Genomic DNA, 16,730 nt, shown 5'->3' with positions numbered 1-16,730 from the left:
AGCGCAAGGAGACCGAGGAGACTCATGAACACCGACGAACTCGCCGAACTGGGACAGCAGTTGCGCGTGGACAGCGTACGGGCGTCCGCCGCCGCGGGATCCGGGCACCCGACGTCCTCGATGTCCGCCGCCGATCTGCTGGCCGTCCTGCTCGCGCACCACCTGCGCTACGACTTCGAGCGCCCCGAACACCCCGCCAACGACCGCTTCGTGCTCTCCAAGGGGCACGCCTCCCCGCTGCTGTACGCCGCGTACAAGGCGGCCGGCGCCGTCGAGGACGGCGAGCTGGTCACCTTCCGCAAGCTCGGCAGCCGGCTGGAGGGCCATCCGACACCCCGCCGGCTGCCCTGGGTGGAGACGGCCACCGGATCCCTCGGCCAGGGCCTGCCGGTCGGTGTCGGCATCGCCCTCGCCGGCAAGCGCCTGGACCGGACCGGCTACCGGGTGTGGGTGCTGTGCGGCGACAGCGAGCTGGCGGAGGGCTCGGTGTGGGAGGCCGCCGAACACGCCGGATACGAGAACCTGGACAACCTGATCGCCGTCGTGGACGTCAACCGGCTCGGCCAGCGCGGCCCCACCCGGCACGGCCACGACCTGGACGCCTACGCCCGCCGTTTCCAGGCCTTCGACTGGCACACCATCGAGATCGACGGACACGACGTCGACGCGATCGACCGGGCCTACGGGGAGGCGCTGTCCACCACCGGGCAGCCCACCGTGATCCTCGCCCGCACCCTCAAGGGCAAGGGCGTGGCCTCCGTCGAGGACCGCGAGGGACTGCACGGCAAACCGCTGCCGGAGGCGGAGGAGGCCGTCGCCGAACTCGGCGGGCAGCGCGACCTGCGCGTGCGCGTCTCCGAGCCGCAGGCCGCCGCCGCGCTGCGCTCGCTCACCACCGAGGTCGTCCAGCTGCCGCGTTACGACCAGGGCGAAGAGGCCGCGACCAGGGACGCCTTCGGCACGGCCCTCGCCGCGCTCGGCACCGCCCGCGGGGACGTCGTCGCCCTGGACGGCGAGGTCGGCGACTCCACCCGGACCGAGGAGTTCGCCAAGGCCCACCCCGACCGGTTCTTCGAGTGCTACATCGCCGAGCAGCAGCTCGTCGCCACGGCCGTCGGCATCGCCGCGCGCGGCTGGGTGCCGTACGCCTCCACCTTCGCCGCGTTCCTCACCCGCGCCCACGATTTCGTGCGCATGGCGTCCATCAGCGGCTCCGGGATCAACCTGGTCGGCTCGCACGCCGGTGTCTCCATCGGCCAGGACGGGCCCTCCCAGATGGGCCTGGAGGACCTGGCGACGTTCCGCTCCGTGTACGGCTCCACGGTGCTGTACCCGTGCGACGCCAACCAGACCGCCCGGCTGGTCGCCACCATGGCCGGCCTGGACGGAATCCGCTATCTGCGCACCTCACGCGGCAAGACCCCGGTGATCTACGGTCCCGACGAGGAGTTCCCGGTCGGCGGCAGCAAGACGCTGCGCGCCGGCGAGGACGACCGGCTGACGGTCGTCGCGGCCGGGGTGACCGTGTTCGAGGCGCTGGCCGCCGCCGACCGGCTCGCGGAGGACGGCATCGCGGTGCGGGTCATCGACCTGTACTCCGTCAAGCCCGTCGACGCCGAGACCCTGCGCCGGGCGGCCGAGGAGACCGGCTGCCTGCTCACGGTGGAGGACCACCACCCCGAGGGCGGTCTCGGGGACGCCGTCGCGGAGGCGTTCGGCGACGGGCGGCCGGTGCCCCGCCTGGTCCGGCTCGCGGTGCGCACCATGCCGGGCTCGGCCGCCCCCGACGAGCAGCTGCACGCGGCCGGCATCGACGCCGTGGCCATCGCGGCGGCGGCCCGTCTGCTGATCGAGGAGGCGGTCGTGCGATGAGCGGCGGCGGCGCGCGGGCCATTCGCGCGGGCCGCCGCACGGTCCGGATCCAGCGGCCGGGGAAGGTGCTCTTCCCCGGCGGCGGGGGTGCGAAGGAGTACACCAAGGGCGACCTCGCCGACTACTACCGGGCTGTCGCCCCGTATCTGCTGCCGCACCTGCGGGGCCGTCCGCTGATGCTGGAGCGCTGCCTGGGCCCGCGGGGACCCCGGGGACGACTTCTCGGCCGTCCGGGAGGCCGCCGCCCGGCTGCGCGAGCTGCTCGGCGAACTCGGCCTGCCCGCGGCCCCGATGACCACCGGCTCGCGCGGACTGCACCTCGTCGTCCCGCTCGACGGCCGCCAGGACTTCGACGAGGTACGGGCGTTCGCCCTCGACGTGGCCGGGTTCGCCGCGGCACGGCACCCGGACCGGCTCACCACCGCCGCCCGCAGACAGGACCGCGGCGACCGCCTGTACCTCGACGTGCAGCGCAACGCCTACGCCCAGACCGCCGTCGCCCCCTATGCCGTCCGCGTCCGCCCGGGCGCGCCCGTGGCGGTGCCTCTAACCTGGGAACAGGTGGACGATCCCGGCGTCGACGCCCGTCGCTGGACCCTTTCGGACGCCGTGGACCCGGCACGCACCGGTCCCTGGGCCGGTGTGCCGAGCCGCGGCCGCTCCCTGAAGGGGCCCCGGAGCCGCCTCGCGGCACTGCGTGGCTGACCCACGTACCCCTCCGACCAGGGGCGACGGCGTTCCCGTCACACGCGCTCCGCTCCTGAGGTTTGGCCAAGGATGTGGCGGCCACACGCAGGGGAGAGGTGGCCATGTCGAACGCAAAAAACACTTCACATTCACAGGGTTCACGGGAATCACAAGATTCCCAGGAGCCACAAGAGACAGAGAACACCACAGACAGGCACGCGGCGGACGACGACCGTCCGGCTCCCATGGAGGTGCTGCGCCAGGCGCGCGCCCAGCTCGCGGAACTCACCGGCCTCGCACCGGAGTCGGTGTCCCTGTTCGAGCAGACCGAGGACGGCTGGGCACTGGAGATGGAGGTCCTCGAACTGGAGAGGGTCCCCGACACCATGAGCCTGATGGCGAGCTACCAGGTCGAACTGGACCTGCGGGGCCAGCTGACCGGATACCGCCGCGTCCGCCGCTACGAGCGGGGGAGGGCAGATCCGCGCGGTGGCCGCTGAGCCACCGTCCGTGACCCCGCCCGCACAGAGCGTGCCCCGAATACGCACGAGGAGGAATCGTCGGCATGACTGTAGTTCCGGCACAGCAGACCGGAGGCGGAGGCGGCAGCAGCGGCCTCTACGACGTACTCGAGCTGGTCCTGGACCGCGGGCTCGTGATCGACGCGTTCGTGCGCGTCTCCCTGGTCGGCATCGAGATCCTGAAGATCGATGTGCGCGTCGTGGTGGCCAGCGTCGACACCTACCTGCGTTTTGCCGAGGCGTGCAACCGCCTCGACCTGGAGGCAGGCCCGCGCAAGAGCCCGGGACTCCCCGAGATCGTCGGCGACGTCACCGAGTCCGGCGCCCGCGGCAAGTCCAAGGGCGCGCTGTCCGGCGCCGCGCAGACCATCTCCGACGCCTTCAACCAGGCCCGCCAGGAAGGGGAGGAGACCGAGTCCCGGCCACGCGCCCGGAAGGCTCCGGCGCGCCGTAAGGAGGAGCAGGAGTGAGCACCTACGTCTACGGCATCACCGCCCGGTCGCACCCCGCGCTGCCCGAGGGCATGGCGGGTGTGGGGGAGCCGGCCCGCACGGTGCGCGTCCTCACGGCGGGTGAGCTGGCCGCCGTGGTCAGTGACTCCCCGGAGGATCTGCGCCCCAAGCGCCGGGACCTGCTCGCGCACCAGAACGTGCTCGCCGAGGCCGGCGCCGCCGGCTGTGTCCTGCCCATGCGCTTCGGCAGCGTGGCCCCCGACGACGACTCCGTCGCCCAGGTGCTCAGCGAGCGGGCGGAGCACTACGCGGAGCGGCTGCGGGAGCTGGAGGGCAAGGTCGAGTACAACGTCAAGGCCACCCATGTCGAAGAGGCCGTCCTGCATCTGGTGATGGCCGAGAACGCGGAGGTGCGTGCCCTCGCCGAGGCCAACCGCCGTTCCGGCGGAGGCGGCTACGACGACAAGATCCGTCTCGGCGAGATGGTCGCCGCCGCCGTCAAGGCCAAGGAGACGGAGGACGCCGGCCGGGTGGAGAGCCTGCTGGCACCGGACACCGCGGCCGTCAGCGTGGGCCCCGAGTCCACCGGCTGGCTGCTGAACGTGTCGTTCCTGGTCCCGAGGGACTCGGCCGAGCGCTTCCTGGGCACCGTCGAGCAGGTCCGCAAGGACCACCCTCATCTCGATCTGCGGGTCAACGGCCCGCTGCCGCCGTACAGCTTCGTCGAGCCCGGCCCGGCCCAGCCCGCCGGACGGGCGGCCGGCGCGGACGCCGGCGCGCAGTAGCGCTCCCGGCCCGAGCGGAAGGAGACCACCGTGGGACTGATCGGCGAAGTGCTCTTGCTGCCGTTCGCACCCGTGCGGGGCAGCGCGTGGGCCATCAGGCAGGTGCTCCGCGAGGCGGAACGGATCTACTACGACCCCGCCACCGTACGGGCCGAACTCGCCCGCCTCGAAGAGGACCTGGAGGCGGGCGAGATCACCGAGGAGGAGTTCGACCGGCGCGAGGACGAACTGCTCGACCGGCTGGAGATCGCCCTGCGCTCCGGCGAAACCAAAGGCAACGGAACGGGACGATGAACCGAACTGCGATGGGCCTCGCCGTAGGGGCCGGATATCTGCTCGGGCGCACGAAGAAGCTGAAAATGGCGCTCGCGGTCGGCTCCCTGGTGGCCGGCAAGAAGATGAACCTCAGTCCGAAGATGCTCGCGGACGTGGTGAACCAGCAGCTGAAGAACAACCCCCAGTTCAAGGAGATCGGGGACCAGCTGCGGCAGGACCTGCGAGGTGTCGGCAAGGCCGCCACCGGTGCGATGGCCGAGCGGCAGATGAACGCGCTCGCCGACCGGCTGCACGGCCGCACCTCCCAGGTGCGCGACCAGCTCTCCGGCGTGCTGCCGTCCGGTTCCGACGGGGAGTCCGACGGGGAGGACGACGAACAGGGCGACGAGGACGCCTACGAGGAGTCCGCCGGCCAGGAGGACGAGGACCGCGGCGACGACGGCGACGACCGGGGCGACCGCGACGACGGCGGGGCCCGGGAGAACGAGCCGCGCCGCAAGGGGCCGGCCGGGAAGGCGGCGGGGAAGAAGCCCTCCGCCACGAAGGCCGCGGCCAAGAAGACGGCTCCCGCGAAGAAGGCGGCGGCCAAGAAGACGAGCGCGGCCCGCAAGACGGCCGCGAAGAAGACGGCCTCGGCCGGCGGTGCCGCCCAGCGTGCCACCGGCGGCCGGCCGAAGGGCGGCGATGACCGATGACCGAGACCCTCGGATCCGCGGGCTCGGCGGCGGGCAAGGCCAAGGGCGCGGCCCAGGGCAACCCGCTGTCCGACCTCGCCCACAGCGAGGCCGCCGACCGGCTGAAGGCGGAGGCACAGGAGTATCTGTCCGCGCAGGCCACGAAGATGCTGACCGGGCTCGGCCGCAAGCTCGGCGAGACCACCGGCAAGCTGAACGACATCGCCGAGGGCAAGAGCCCCGGCTTCGCCAAGCTGGCGCTGGAGGGCGGCCGCAAGCTCGCCGAGGGCAAGGGCCCCTTGCGCTCCGCGATCGAGCTGGGCGGCTCCGGAGTCAAGGACAAGGTGATGAACGCCGTCAGAAGCCTCGGGGGCAGCAAGGGCAAAAAGGGCGGCGCGGGCAAGAAGCCCACCGTCATCATGGAGTCCATCGACGTCGGCGTCCCGCAACGCACCGCCTACGACCAGTGGACCCAGTACCAGAGCTTCAGCAGCTTCGCCAAGGGCGTCAAGAGCGCCAGCCGCTCCGACGACACCCACTCCGACTGGCAGGCGAAGATCTTCTGGTCCAGCCGCAGCTGGAAGGCGAAGACGACCGAGCAGATACCCGACTACCGCATCCAGTGGACGTCGGAGGGCGCCAAGGGCACCACCAAGGGCGTCGTCTCCTTCCACAAGCTGGAGGAGAACCTCACCCGGGTGCTGCTGGTCATCGAGTACTACCCGACCGGCCTCTTCGAGAAGACCGGCAACATCTGGCGCGCCCAGGGCCGCCGGGCCAGGCTGGACCTGAAGCACTTCGCCCGCTTCATCACCCTCAAGGGCGAGGCGGAGGACAGCTGGCGCGGCGAGATCCGCGACGGCGAAGTGGTCCGCAGCCATGAGGACGCGGTGGCCGAGGAGGAGCAGGAGGGCGAAGCCGAGGAGCAGGAGGGCGAAGCCGAGGAGCAGGAGGGCGAAGCCGAAGAGCAGGAGGGCGAAGCCGAAGAGCCGGAGGAAGAGGGAGAGCAGGAGGAAGGGGGAGAGGAACCCTACGAGGACGAGGCGGACACCTACGAGGACGAGGAAGAGGAGCCCGAAGAGGAGGAAGAACCCGAGGAGGAGGAAGAGGGCTCCTACGAGGACGAGGCCGAAGGCGACGAGGAAGGCGAGGAGCCTGAGGAGGAAGAGGAGGGCGCCGAGTACGAGGAGGAAGAACCCGAGTACGCCGGGCGCGGGGGCCGTCGATGACGACGCCCAGCCGCTTTCCCGAGCCCTACGGACAGGGGTCGGGGGCGAACCTCGCCGACATCCTCGAACGCGTCCTCGACAAGGGTGTCGTCATCGCGGGGGACATCAGGATCAACCTTCTCGACATCGAGCTCCTCACCGTCAAACTGCGGCTCATCGTCGCCTCGGTCGACAAGGCCAAGGAGATGGGCATCGACTGGTGGGAGACCGATCCTGCCCTTTCCTCCCGGGCCCGCCGGGACGAGCTGACCCGGGAGAACGCCGAGTTGCGCGAACGGCTGGCCCGGCTGGAGGAACTGGCACTGGAACCGGGCCGCCGCACTCGCGCTCCGAAGGAGGCACCATGACCGGACTGCGGTACGTGTACGCCGTATGCCGCCCCTTCGGAACGCCCCTGCAGGCCGAGCTGACGGGCATCGGGGGCGCCCCGCCGGCGCTGCTGCACCACCACGGGCTGGTCGCGGTGGTCAGTACGGTCCCGGAGGCGGACTTCTGCGAAGAGGCGCTGAAGGCGCATCTGGAGGACCTCGACTGGCTGGCCGCGACCGCCCGCGCCCACGAGGGCGTGGTCGACGCGCTCACCACGGTCACCACCCCGCTGCCGCTGCGGCTCGCGACCGTCTTCCGCGACGACAGCGCGGTACGCACGATGATCGAGGCCCGCGAGGAGCACTTCCGGTCCCTGCTCGACCGGCTGCACGACCGGGTGGAGTGGGGCGTGAAGGTGTACGTGGAGACCGAGACCGCCGAGTCCGCGGAGTCCGCCGAGCCGGCTCCCTCCCCGGCGCGGCCCGCGAGCGGGCGGGACTACCTGCGCCGCCGGCGGGAGAGCAGCCACGCGCGCGAGGAACAGTGGCAGCGGGCCGAACGGTTCGCCCACGGACTGCACGAGCGCCTCGCCGAGCGCGCCGAGGAATTCCGGCTGCACCCCGCGCAGAACGCCGCGCTCTCCGGCGCGCGGGGCCAGAACGTGCTCAACGCGGCCTATCTGGTGTCCCGGAAGCACTCCGAGGAATTCGTGGAACTGGTGGACCGTACGAAGGACGAGGCAGCCGGGCTCCGGGTGGAACTCACCGGCCCGTGGGCCGCCTATTCGTTCACGGGGGAGGCCGCATCGTGACCGTCGTCGAACGACGCGAGATCGCACTCGTCGATCTGCTCGACCGGCTGCTGGCCGGCGGAGTCGTCATCACCGGCGACATCACCCTGCGGATCGCGGACGTCGACCTGGTCCGCATCGACCTGAACGCGCTGATCAGTTCGGTGAACGAAGCGGTCCCCTCACCCTTCGAGGAGGTCGTGTGAGCGCGCGCAAGCGGCTCGACCTGGAACCCGACACGGTCGAGCGTGACCTGGTGAAACTGGTGCTGACCGTGGTCGAGCTGCTGCGCCAGCTCATGGAACGGCAGGCCGTGCGCCGCTTCGACACCGGCACGCTGACCGAGGAGCAGGAGGAGCGGATCGGGCTCACCCTGATGCTCCTGGAGGAGCGCATGGCCGAGCTGCGCGACCGCTACGGGCTGCGCCCCGAGGACCTGAACCTGGACCTCGGCCCGCTCGGACCGCTGCTTCCCCGCGAGTGAGCTCACGCCACCGGCCGTCCCCCGCACCCTGCCGGCGCGGTGGCCCGGGAACTCCCGATCAGGCCTCCTTACGGCACAGGATCTCCCCGTGCAGGACCGCGAACCAGCCGTCCTGGTGCCGGCCCCACTCCCGCCACGCCTCGGACACGGCCCGCAGCTGATCCGGTGTCGCGTGCCCACCCGCCGTGGCCCGCTCCGCGTAGGCGGAAACCAGGGTGCGGTCCGCCCACAGGCCGCTCCACCAGGCACGCTCCTCGGGGGTGGTGAAGGTCCAGGTGCCGGCGGTGGCGGTGACATCGGTCAGCCCGGCGGCCCGCGCCCACGCCTTCAGCCGGCGCCCGGCGTCGGGCTCGCCGCCGCCTGCGCGGGCCACCCGCTCGTACAGGTCCAGCCAGTCGTCCAGGCCCGGCACCGACGGATACCAGGTCATCGCCGCGTAGTCCGCGTCCCGGGCGGCGATGAACCCGCCCGGCCTCGTCACCCGGCGCATCTCGCGCAGCGCTCGTACCGGGTCGCCCACGTGCTGCAGCACCTGATGGGCGTGGACCACGCAGAAGGTGTCGTCCGGGTAGTCCAGGGCGTGCACGTCGGCGACCGCGAAGTCGACGTTGGCCAGGCCGCGGCCGACGGCGGTCGCCCTGGCCTGCTCCAGCACGCCCGGCGCCCGGTCGACCCCGGTGACATGGCCGTCCGGGACCAGTTCCGCGAGGTCGGCGGTGATGGTGCCCGGACCGCAGCCGATGTCCAGGACCTTCATATGGGGCTTCAGGGAACCGAGCAGGTAGGCCGCGGAGTTGGCGGCGGTCCGCCAGGTGTGCGAACGCAGCACCGACTCGTGGTGCCCGTGCGTGTAGACGGCGGTCTCCTGTGCTTCCGGCATGGCTCGGCCCCTTCTCGTCGTACCGCGGGCCCGGTGCCGGGCGACACCCCCGCGGTACGCGTCACGGTACGCGCGGGTGCCGAATGATGAGATATGCGTTTTGCAATATGGACTGACGATGTGTCAGGCGTGATGTGCCGGACGCCGTGTGTCAGGCGCTGGTGTTCTGCGGGCGGTACACGGTCAGGGCCTCCGGCAGCTTCTCCAGCCGTACCTCGCCCGACACCGACGTGACCTCGCCGTCGTAGGCCAGCGGGGTGCCGGGCGCGAGGCCCGTCAGACGCAGCCGGTTCACCTGGACCGCCGCGTGCGCGGGAGAGCGGGTCAACGGGCCGGCCGCCGCCGCTGCCAGCAGCCTGAGCGCCGGCCGGCGGCTGCCGTGCACCACCCGCACGTCCAGCAGTCCGTCCGCCAGATCGGTACGACGGCCGGGCGACAGCCCCATGCGGTGGTAGACGCCACTGCCGACGAACAGCAGCCACAGCGGGCGCCGTTCACCGCCCAGGTCCACCTCCAGCGGATGCCGGTCGGCGTGCAGCACGCGCAGCGCGCCGAGCACCCCCGCCGGCCAGCCGCCGATCCGGTGCGACCAGCGCTCCCGCTCCCGCACCAGCTCCGGATAGACGCCCAGGCTCAGCGTGTTCAGGAACAGCCCCGAGCCGTCCGCGGTGACGAAGCGGCCCGCGTCCACCCGGACCGCCTCGCCGTGCCGGATCGCCCGGGCCAGATCGCGTTCGTCCTCCACTCCCAGGTCGTAGGCGAAGTGGTTGAGGGTGCCGCCGGGCAGCACCGCGAGCGGCACGTCGTGGCGCAGGGCGAGCTCGGCGGCCGTGTTCACGGTGCCGTCGCCGCCGCACACCCCGAGCACCCGCGCCCGGGACGCCGCCTTCGCCAGCGCGTCCGCGACCTCCTCCGGGGGGCACTCGACGATCTCCGCCTTCGGTAGCGCGGCCTGCAGCGCCCGCACCCGGTCCGCGGTGCCCGAGCCCTGGTTGGCGACCATCACCAGGCCCTCGCCCTCGGGCAGCGCCGGCACCTCGGCGCGCGGCCGCACCGGCCCCCGCAGCTGCGCCCGGGTGGGCACCAGGCGCCGCACCAGAAAGGCGGCGCCCGCGCCGAGCGCCGCCCCGGCCAGCACATCGCTCGGGAAGTGCACCCCGGTGTAGACCCGGGAGGCCGCCACCGAGAACGCCACCGGCGCCACCACCGCGCCCCACGCCGGGGACTCCAGCGCGACCCCGGTCGCGAACGCGGCCGCCGACGCGGCGTGCCCGGACGGGAACGAGGTGGTGATCGGCTGCCGCTTCAGCTGCCGCACCAGCGGCACCGGGTCCAGCACCGGCCGCGCCCGGCGCACGGAGCGCTTGCCGATGGTGTTGATCGTCAGTGAGGCCAGGGCGAGGGAGGCCACTCCCCGTACGGCGGCGCGGCGGGCCCGCGGGGTGCGGCTCGCGGCCATCGCGGCCGCCGTGGCGAACCACAGCACCCCGTGGTTCGCGCTGCGGCTCAGGCGGGGCAGCACCCGCTCGGCTCCGGGCCAGTGCCGGGCGGCGGCCGCCTCGAACACGCCGGAGTCGAGGTCGAGCAGCCGGCGCAGGGCGCTGCGGCCGGTCTGCAGGGGAGTCAGGTCCAGGTCTGGGCTCATGGGGTGCGGTTACCCTGAAGTGCCCGCTTCTTGTGTCCCCGAGCGCCGGCGTCCCCCCGGCACGGGAGGGAGTACCCCCGGATGCGCCTGCTCCTCGTCCGGCACGGCCAGACCCCGTCCAACGTGGACCACCTGCTGGACACCGCCGTACCCGGGCCGGGACTGACCCCGCTCGGCGAGGCCCAGGCCGCGGCCCTGCCCGAGGCGCTCGCCGGCGAGGACATCGAGGCCCTCTACGCCTCCACGCTGATCCGCACCCAGCGGACGGCCGCCCCGCTAGCCGCCGCCCGCGGCCTGGACGTCGTCGTCCGTGACGGCATCCGCGAGCTGTCCGCCGGGGACCTGGAGATGGTGCCCGGGCACACCCCCGAGGGCGAGCGGTACCTGCGCACGGTGTTCGCGTGGGCGGCCGGGGACACCGCCCTGCGCATGCCCGGAGGGGAGAGCGGCGAGGAGGCCCTCGCCCGGTACGACGCGGTGATCGCCGAGGCCGCCGCGAGCGGCGCCCGGGCCGTCGTCATGATCAGCCACGGCGCCGCCATCCGTGTGTGGACCGCCGCCCGCGCCGGCAACGTCGGCGTCGCCTTCGCCGCGGCCCGCCCGCTGGAGAACACCGGCGTGGTGATCCTGGAGGGGTCCCCGTCCGCCGGCTGGCAGGCCCTGACCTGGGAGGGGGCCGTGGTGGAACCCGCCGGTGAGGGCGGTCCCGCGGGAGAGGCGCTGGGCGCGGCCGGGTGACGCGTCTGCCGGGCGGCCGTCCCGGCCGCCCGGGTCCGCCCCGGCCGCCCGGGTCCGCCGTGGCGCGGAACCGTACGAGGGGCCGCTCGGGCGCGGGCGCCCCGCCGCCGCGGGCGTCGGGGGCCGCGGTCGCCGGGTGCCACCACATATGCGTTTGCCCCGGGCCCCGGGCGCCCCGGAGAATGCCTCCCCATGGGACATCTGGAAGCCGCGCACCTCGAGTACCACCTCCCCGACGGGAGGACGCTGCTCGGCGATGTCTCCTTCCGGGTCGGAGAGGGTGCCGCCGTCGCCCTGGTCGGCCCGAACGGCGCCGGCAAGACCACCTTGCTGCGGCTGATCTCCGGTGAGCTCAAACCGCACGGCGGCACCGTCACCGTCAGCGGCGGCCTCGGCGTGATGCGCCAGTTCGTCGGCTCCGTACGGGACGAGACGACCGTGCGGGACCTGCTCGTCTCCGTCGCCCCGCCCCGCATCCGCCAGGCGGCGGAAGCGGTCGACCGGGCCGAGCACGCCCTCATGACCGTCGACGACGAGGCGGCCCAGCTGCAGTACGCGCAGGCACTCTCGGACTGGGCCGAGGTCCGCGGCTACGAGGCCGAGACCCTGTGGGACATGTGCACCACGGCCGCACTGGGCATGCCCTACGAGCGGGCCCAGTGGCGGCAGGTGCGCACCCTCTCCGGCGGCGAGCAGAAACGGCTCGTGCTGGAGGCGCTGCTGCGCGGCACCGACGAGGTGCTGCTGCTGGACGAGCCGGACAACTATCTCGACGTGCCCGGCAAGCGGTGGCTGGAACAGCAGCTCAAGGAGACCCGCAAGACGGTCCTGTTCGTCTCCCACGACCGCGAACTCCTCGCCCGCGCCGCCGAGAAGATCGTCTCCGTCGAGCCGGGACCGGCCGGCGCGGACGCCTGGGTGCACGGCGGCGGCTTCGCCACCTACCACGACGCCCGCCGCGAACGCTTCGCCCGCTTCGAGGAGCTGCGCCGCCGCTGGGACGAGAAGCACGCCCAGCTGAAGAAGCTGGTCCTGAACCTCCGTCAGGCCGCCGCCGTCAGCCACGAGATGGCGTCCCGGTACGCGGCCGCGCAGACCCGCCTGCGCAAGTTCGAGGAGGCCGGCCCCCCGCCCGAGCCGCCCCGCGAGCAGGACATCACCATGCGGCTGAAGGGCGGCCGCACCGGCGTACGGGCGGTCACCTGCCAGGGACTCGAACTGACCGGCCTGATGAAGCCGTTCGACCTGGAGGTCTTCTACGGCGAACGGGTCGCCGTCCTCGGCTCCAACGGCTCCGGCAAGTCCCACTTCCTCCGGCTGCTCGCCGGTGAGGACGTCACGCACACGGGGGAGTGGAAGCTGGGCGCCCGGGTCGTACCCGGCCACTTCGCGCAGACCCACGCCCACCCCGAGCTGCGGGGGCGCACCCTCCTGGACATCCTGTGGAAGGAGCACGCCCAGGACCGGGGCGCGGCCATGTCCCGGCTGCGCCGCTACGAACTCACCCAGCAGGCCGAGCAGACCTTCGACCGGCTCTCCGGCGGGCAGCAGGCCCGCTTCCAGATCCTGCTGCTGGAACTGGCCGGCGTCACCGCGCTGCTCCTGGACGAGCCCACCGACAACCTCGACCTGGAGTCGGCCGAGGCCCTTCAGGAGGGGCTGGAGGCGTTCGAGGGCACGGTTCTCGCGGTCACCCACGACCGCTGGTTCGCCCGCTCCTTCGACCGTTTCCTGGTCTTCGGCAGCGACGGCCGGGTCCGCGAGACCCCGGAGCCGGTCTGGGACGAACGGCGCGTCGAGCGGGCCCGGTGAGCCCACGTCCGCCTCGCACCCCCGGATGCGGAGGCCCGGGACCCCGGATGTTCGTACAGTGGACTCAGGAACGCGAGCTCCATGGATTCCTCCCGGAAATCGCTCGGGGGAGTGCGTGCCGGGCGGGTACCCGTAGCCCATGAACGAACACGACGAGCGGGGCACCACCATGACCGGAGTCGACCCCAGCCGGCTGGACGACCAGCAGCTCATGAAGGAGCTGGAGACGATCCACCGCACGCGCCACGACACACTCCTGTACGGCTCGAACGACGCACTGCGGGCCCACAACGAGCGGATGGCACAGCTGGAGGGCGAGTATCTGCGCCGCAACCCGCGCCGTCTGGTGAGCGCGGGCCGCACCCGCGAGGGCGCCCGCGAGCGCCACTGCGGCGAGGCGGCGACTCCGCGCACGTCGGGAACCTGACCGGCGGCCCCCGGGGGTCTCCGCGCACGCCGGCACTCCGACCGGCGGCACGCGCGCGCGGGTGGTCAGGACCCCGGCCCGCGGCACACGCGTGAGGGCCGGCCCGTGACGGGCCGGCCCTCACGCGCCTCGGGGCCCGGTCAGCCGGTTTCGCCGGCGAACACGTGCAGGAACGCGTCGCAGAACGCCCGCAGATCGTCCGGCTTGCGGCTGGTGACCAGCTGGTTGGACCCGTGGTCGCAGATCTTCACCTGCTCGTCCACCCAGGTGCCGCCGGCGTTGCGGATGTCCGTCCGCAGGCTCGGCCAGGAGGTGAGCACCCGGCCGCTCACGACGTCCGCCTCCACCAGCGTCCACGGGGCGTGGCAGATCGCGGCGACCGGACGGCCCTGCTCGAAGAAGTCCTTCACGAACGCGACGGCCTTCTCGTCCATACGCAGGAAGTCCGGGTTGGCGACCCCGCCCGGCAGCACCAGACCGCCGAACGACCCGGCCGACGTCTCACCCACCACCTCGTCCACGGGGAACGTGTCCGCCTTGTCCAGATGATTGAACGCCTGGATCTTCCCGGACTCGGTCGACACCAGGACCGGCTCGTGCCCGGCGTCCGCGGCCGCCTTCCACGGCTCGGTCAGCTCGACCTGCTCGACGCCTTCGGGGGCCACCAGAAACGCGATACGCATGATCCTCAGCTTCCTTTCAGTTTATGGAGGGCGTCGCCCACGTCGACCGAGCCGTCCCGGGCGTTCCCGGGTACCCGGCCCCGTCTCACGCACCGCCCGTCAGCGCCTCCGCCAACTGCTGGACGTTGTCGTACCGGCCGCCGTGCCGCAGCCCGGCCACCGCGTCGACCAGCCCGCCGGGCGCGTTGCCCCGGCGCAGCGCCCGGGCCAGCTCGCCCGGCTTCGCGGGGAAGGCGTGCCGACCCAGGTGCCGGGCCAGCTCCAGCCGGGTCCGCTCCAGCGTCGCCGGGGATCCCAGACCACCGACCGGTCCGCTCCAGACCTCCGGGTCGTCGTCCGCGGCCGGCTCCGGATCGTGCCACTCCTCGGCACGTGTCGGATGCCCGGACCGCAGCAGGCCCTTCAGCTCGTGCTTCATCTCGTCGTCCCGATGGACGCTCAGCCGGTCACTGCCTCGCTGCATGTCTCCCTCCAGAGGGTCGAAGGTCCGCACCACGTACCCGGTGCCGTCGGTCCGACACCGGGTCCGCGCACGGCTACTGCTTCTGCCGGCCCGGCAGGAACTCCTGGACCTTCGCCTTCAGCCCCTGTTTGATCATCGAGCCGCGGTCCGCGTCGCCCTTCAGGACCGACGCGGCCGTCGCTTCCATCTGCTCCCAGGTGGCGTGCGGCGGGATCGGCGGCACGGCCGGGTCGGTGAGGAACTCGATCACCACCGGCCCGTCCGCCTCCAGGGCGGCCCGCCAGCCCGCCTCCACGTCCTCCGGCTTCTCCACCCGGATGCCGGTCAGCCCGAGGGAGCGGGCGAACTCCGCGTACTGCACGTCCGGGATCGACTGGGAGGGCAGGAACGACGGAGCGCCCTCCATCGCCCGCATCTCCCACGTCACCTGGTTCAGGTCCTGGTTGTTCCACACGGCCACCACCAGCCGCGGATCCGACCAGCGGTCGCGGTACTTCGCCGCCGTGATCATCTCCGCCAGGCCGTTCATCTGCATGGCCCCGTCCCCGACGAGCGCGAACACCGGCCGGTCCGGGTGCGCGAACTTCGCCCCGATCGCGTACGGCACACCGGGGCCCATCGTCGCCAGCGTCCCGGACAGCGACCCGCGCATGCCCGGCCGCATCGAGATGTGCCGCGCGTACCAGTTGGCGACCGAACCGGAGTCCGAGGTCAGGATCGCGTTGTCCGGCAGCAGCGGATCCAGCGCCCGGGCCACGTGCTCCGGGTTGATCGGGTCGGCCTTCAGACCGGCCCGCCGCTCCATCGTCTCGTGCCAGCGCTTCACGTTGGCGCACACCGTGTCGTACCACTCGCGGCCGCCCCGGTCGCCGTCCAGCAACGGGATCAGCCGCCGCAGCGTGGCCTGCGCGTCCCCGACCAGATTCACCTCGTACGGATAGCGCATGCCGATCATGTGGGGGTCGATGTCGATCTGGACCCCGCGCGCCTTGCCGAAGTCCGGCATGAACTGCGTGTACGGGAACGACGAACCGATCGTCAGGAGCGTGTCGCAGTCCCGCATCAGCTCGTACGACGGCCGGCTGCCCAGCAGACCGATCGGCCCGGTCACATAGGGCAGTTCGTCGCTCAGCACGTCCTTGCCGAGCAGCGCCTTCGCCACCCCGGCGCCGAGCAGCTCGGCGATCTCCCGCACCTCCACGACCGCGCCCGCCGCGCCCTGGCCGACGAGGACGGCCACCTTGTCGCCCGCGTTCAGCACATCCGCCGCCCGGCGCAGCGCCTCGTCCGTCGGTGTCGCGGTGTAGTCGCTCATGCCCAGGCTGGAGGGCACCATCTTGAACTCGTGCGTCGGCGGCGAGTAGTCCAGTTCCTGCACGTCACCCGGGATGATCAGCGCGGTCGGGCAGCGCCGGGCGTACGCCGTCCGGATCGCCCGGTCCAGTACGTTCGGCAGCTGCTCGGGTACCGTCACCGTCTCCACGAACTCCGAGGCGACGTCCTTGTACAGCGTGTGCAGGTCCACTTCCTGCTGGTAGGAGCCGCCCATCGCGGTCCGGTCGGTCTGGCCGACGATCGCCAGCACCGGCACATGGTCCAGCTTGGCGTCGTACAGGCCGTTCAGCAGGTGGATGGCCCCGGGCCCGGACGTCGCCGCGCACACTCCGATCCGGCCGGAGAACTTCGCGTACCCGACCGCCTCGAAGGCGGACATCTCCTCGTGCCGGGACTGGATGAACCGCGGCTGGTCCTCGGCGCGGCCCCAGGCTGCGAGCAACCCGTTGATGCCGTCGCCCGGATAGCCGAAAACCTGTTCCACGCCCCAAGCGCGCAGGCGCTCAAGGATGTGGTCCGAGACCTTGGTGCTCATCGAGAGACCTCCCCGGTGCAGTGCGAAGCGGACGATCCGGTCAGCCCATACCGAGTCACCTGCGAGGGGGACGGAAAACCTCCGGGGCCCGCCCGGGGTGCGGACGGCGGAGCCCCGGGGGCCCGTCGCCTGC

At 72.4% G+C, this 16,730-nt stretch carries 19 protein-coding genes and 1 pseudogene; 15 read left to right on the top strand and 5 right to left on the bottom strand.

The annotated features are described in order from the left end of the window. Positions 1 to 24: 24 nt before the first annotated feature. The 12 genes and pseudogenes from FHS34_RS25685 (at position 25) to FHS34_RS25630 (ending at position 8,079) form a co-directional block, all read left to right on the top strand. The gene (locus tag FHS34_RS25685; protein WP_184969470.1) at positions 25 to 1,872 is read left to right on the top strand and encodes a transketolase; all 1,848 of its coding nucleotides are present in this window, start codon (positions 25 to 27) and stop codon (positions 1,870 to 1,872) included. Beyond that, positions 1,869 to 2,577 (top strand): annotated as a pseudogene (gene ligD / locus FHS34_RS25680) (non-homologous end-joining DNA ligase LigD). Before FHS34_RS25685 ends, ligD begins: the two are co-directional and overlap by 4 nt. Before the next feature lie 104 nt (positions 2,578 to 2,681). Continuing rightward, positions 2,682 to 3,059, top strand: a complete 378-nt coding sequence (locus FHS34_RS25675) for a gas vesicle protein GvpO (RefSeq protein ID WP_184969468.1) — start codon at positions 2,682 to 2,684, stop codon at positions 3,057 to 3,059. Positions 3,060 to 3,124: 65 nt separating this feature from the next. After that, positions 3,125 to 3,550: a gas vesicle structural protein GvpA gene (locus tag FHS34_RS25670; RefSeq protein WP_184969466.1), complete on the top strand. Its 426-nt coding sequence runs from the start codon at positions 3,125 to 3,127 to the stop codon at positions 3,548 to 3,550. Continuing rightward, entirely contained in the window at positions 3,547 to 4,317 is a 771-nt protein-coding gene (locus tag FHS34_RS25665; RefSeq protein ID WP_184969464.1) for a GvpL/GvpF family gas vesicle protein, read from the top strand. Before FHS34_RS25670 ends, FHS34_RS25665 begins: the two co-directional genes overlap by 4 nt. Positions 4,318 to 4,347: 30 nt before the next feature. Next, positions 4,348 to 4,611: a gas vesicle protein GvpG gene (locus FHS34_RS25660; protein ID WP_184969462.1), complete on the top strand. Its 264-nt coding sequence runs from the start codon at positions 4,348 to 4,350 to the stop codon at positions 4,609 to 4,611. Then, entirely contained in the window at positions 4,608 to 5,288 is a 681-nt protein-coding gene (locus tag FHS34_RS25655; RefSeq protein ID WP_184969460.1) for a DNA primase, read from the top strand. Before FHS34_RS25660 ends, FHS34_RS25655 begins: the two co-directional genes overlap by 4 nt. Continuing rightward, positions 5,285 to 6,496, top strand: a complete 1,212-nt coding sequence (locus FHS34_RS25650) for an SRPBCC family protein (RefSeq protein WP_184969458.1) — start codon at positions 5,285 to 5,287, stop codon at positions 6,494 to 6,496. The genes FHS34_RS25655 and FHS34_RS25650 overlap by 4 nt, the downstream gene beginning before the upstream one ends. Beyond that, a complete protein-coding gene (locus tag FHS34_RS25645) occupies positions 6,493 to 6,843 on the top strand; it encodes a gas vesicle protein (protein WP_184969456.1) in 351 nt (116 codons plus the stop codon). The genes FHS34_RS25650 and FHS34_RS25645 overlap by 4 nt, the downstream gene beginning before the upstream one ends. Further along, complete coding sequence (locus tag FHS34_RS25640) at positions 6,840 to 7,616, top strand: GvpL/GvpF family gas vesicle protein (protein ID WP_184969454.1); 777 nt, start codon at positions 6,840 to 6,842, stop codon at positions 7,614 to 7,616. The genes FHS34_RS25645 and FHS34_RS25640 overlap by 4 nt, the downstream gene beginning before the upstream one ends. Continuing rightward, positions 7,613 to 7,801: a gas vesicle protein gene (locus FHS34_RS25635; protein ID WP_184969452.1), complete on the top strand. Its 189-nt coding sequence runs from the start codon at positions 7,613 to 7,615 to the stop codon at positions 7,799 to 7,801. The genes FHS34_RS25640 and FHS34_RS25635 overlap by 4 nt, the downstream gene beginning before the upstream one ends. Further along, positions 7,798 to 8,079: a gas vesicle protein K gene (locus tag FHS34_RS25630; RefSeq protein ID WP_184969450.1), complete on the top strand. Its 282-nt coding sequence runs from the start codon at positions 7,798 to 7,800 to the stop codon at positions 8,077 to 8,079. The genes FHS34_RS25635 and FHS34_RS25630 overlap by 4 nt, the downstream gene beginning before the upstream one ends. A 58-nt stretch (positions 8,080 to 8,137) precedes the next feature. Here the strand turns inward: FHS34_RS25630 and FHS34_RS25625 are convergent, their stop codons facing one another. Beyond that, positions 8,138 to 8,959: a methyltransferase domain-containing protein gene (locus FHS34_RS25625; protein ID WP_184969448.1), complete on the bottom strand. Its 822-nt coding sequence runs from the start codon at positions 8,957 to 8,959 to the stop codon at positions 8,138 to 8,140. Between the two features lie 151 nt (positions 8,960 to 9,110). After that, complete coding sequence (locus tag FHS34_RS25620; RefSeq protein ID WP_184969446.1) at positions 9,111 to 10,604, bottom strand: bifunctional phosphatase PAP2/diacylglycerol kinase family protein; 1,494 nt, start codon at positions 10,602 to 10,604, stop codon at positions 9,111 to 9,113. Positions 10,605 to 10,685: 81 nt separating this feature from the next. On the opposite strand from FHS34_RS25620, the gene FHS34_RS25615 reads away from it, so the two are divergent. The 3 genes from FHS34_RS25615 (at position 10,686) to FHS34_RS25605 (ending at position 13,581) form a co-directional block, all read left to right on the top strand. Then, positions 10,686 to 11,342, top strand: a complete 657-nt coding sequence (locus FHS34_RS25615) for a histidine phosphatase family protein (RefSeq protein ID WP_184969444.1) — start codon at positions 10,686 to 10,688, stop codon at positions 11,340 to 11,342. A gap of 192 nt (positions 11,343 to 11,534) precedes the next feature. Further along, entirely contained in the window at positions 11,535 to 13,154 is a 1,620-nt protein-coding gene (locus FHS34_RS25610; protein ID WP_184969441.1) for an ABC-F family ATP-binding cassette domain-containing protein, read from the top strand. A 139-nt stretch (positions 13,155 to 13,293) separates the two neighbouring features. Next, on the top strand, positions 13,294 to 13,581 hold the full coding sequence (locus FHS34_RS25605; RefSeq protein ID WP_184969439.1) for a DUF6158 family protein: 288 nt from the start codon (positions 13,294 to 13,296) through the stop codon (positions 13,579 to 13,581). 140 nt (positions 13,582 to 13,721) lie between these two features. On the opposite strand, the gene FHS34_RS25600 is transcribed toward FHS34_RS25605, so the two are convergent. From FHS34_RS25600 to FHS34_RS25590, 3 genes are all read right to left on the bottom strand, one after another. Next, on the bottom strand, positions 13,722 to 14,264 hold the full coding sequence (locus tag FHS34_RS25600) for a type 1 glutamine amidotransferase domain-containing protein (protein WP_184969437.1): 543 nt from the start codon (positions 14,262 to 14,264) through the stop codon (positions 13,722 to 13,724). 85 nt (positions 14,265 to 14,349) lie between these two features. Continuing rightward, a complete protein-coding gene (locus tag FHS34_RS25595) occupies positions 14,350 to 14,727 on the bottom strand; it encodes a DUF2795 domain-containing protein (protein ID WP_184969435.1) in 378 nt (125 codons plus the stop codon). A 73-nt stretch (positions 14,728 to 14,800) separates the two neighbouring features. After that, complete coding sequence (locus tag FHS34_RS25590; protein ID WP_184969433.1) at positions 14,801 to 16,597, bottom strand: thiamine pyrophosphate-requiring protein; 1,797 nt, start codon at positions 16,595 to 16,597, stop codon at positions 14,801 to 14,803. Between the last annotated feature and the right edge of the window lie 133 nt (positions 16,598 to 16,730).

Source organism: Streptomyces echinatus, from assembly GCF_014203595.1.
GTDB lineage: Bacteria > Actinomycetota > Actinomycetes > Streptomycetales > Streptomycetaceae > Streptomyces > Streptomyces echinatus.
The sequence above is the reverse complement of the archived record's forward strand: the minus strand, read 5'-3'. Positions and strand labels throughout refer to the sequence as shown.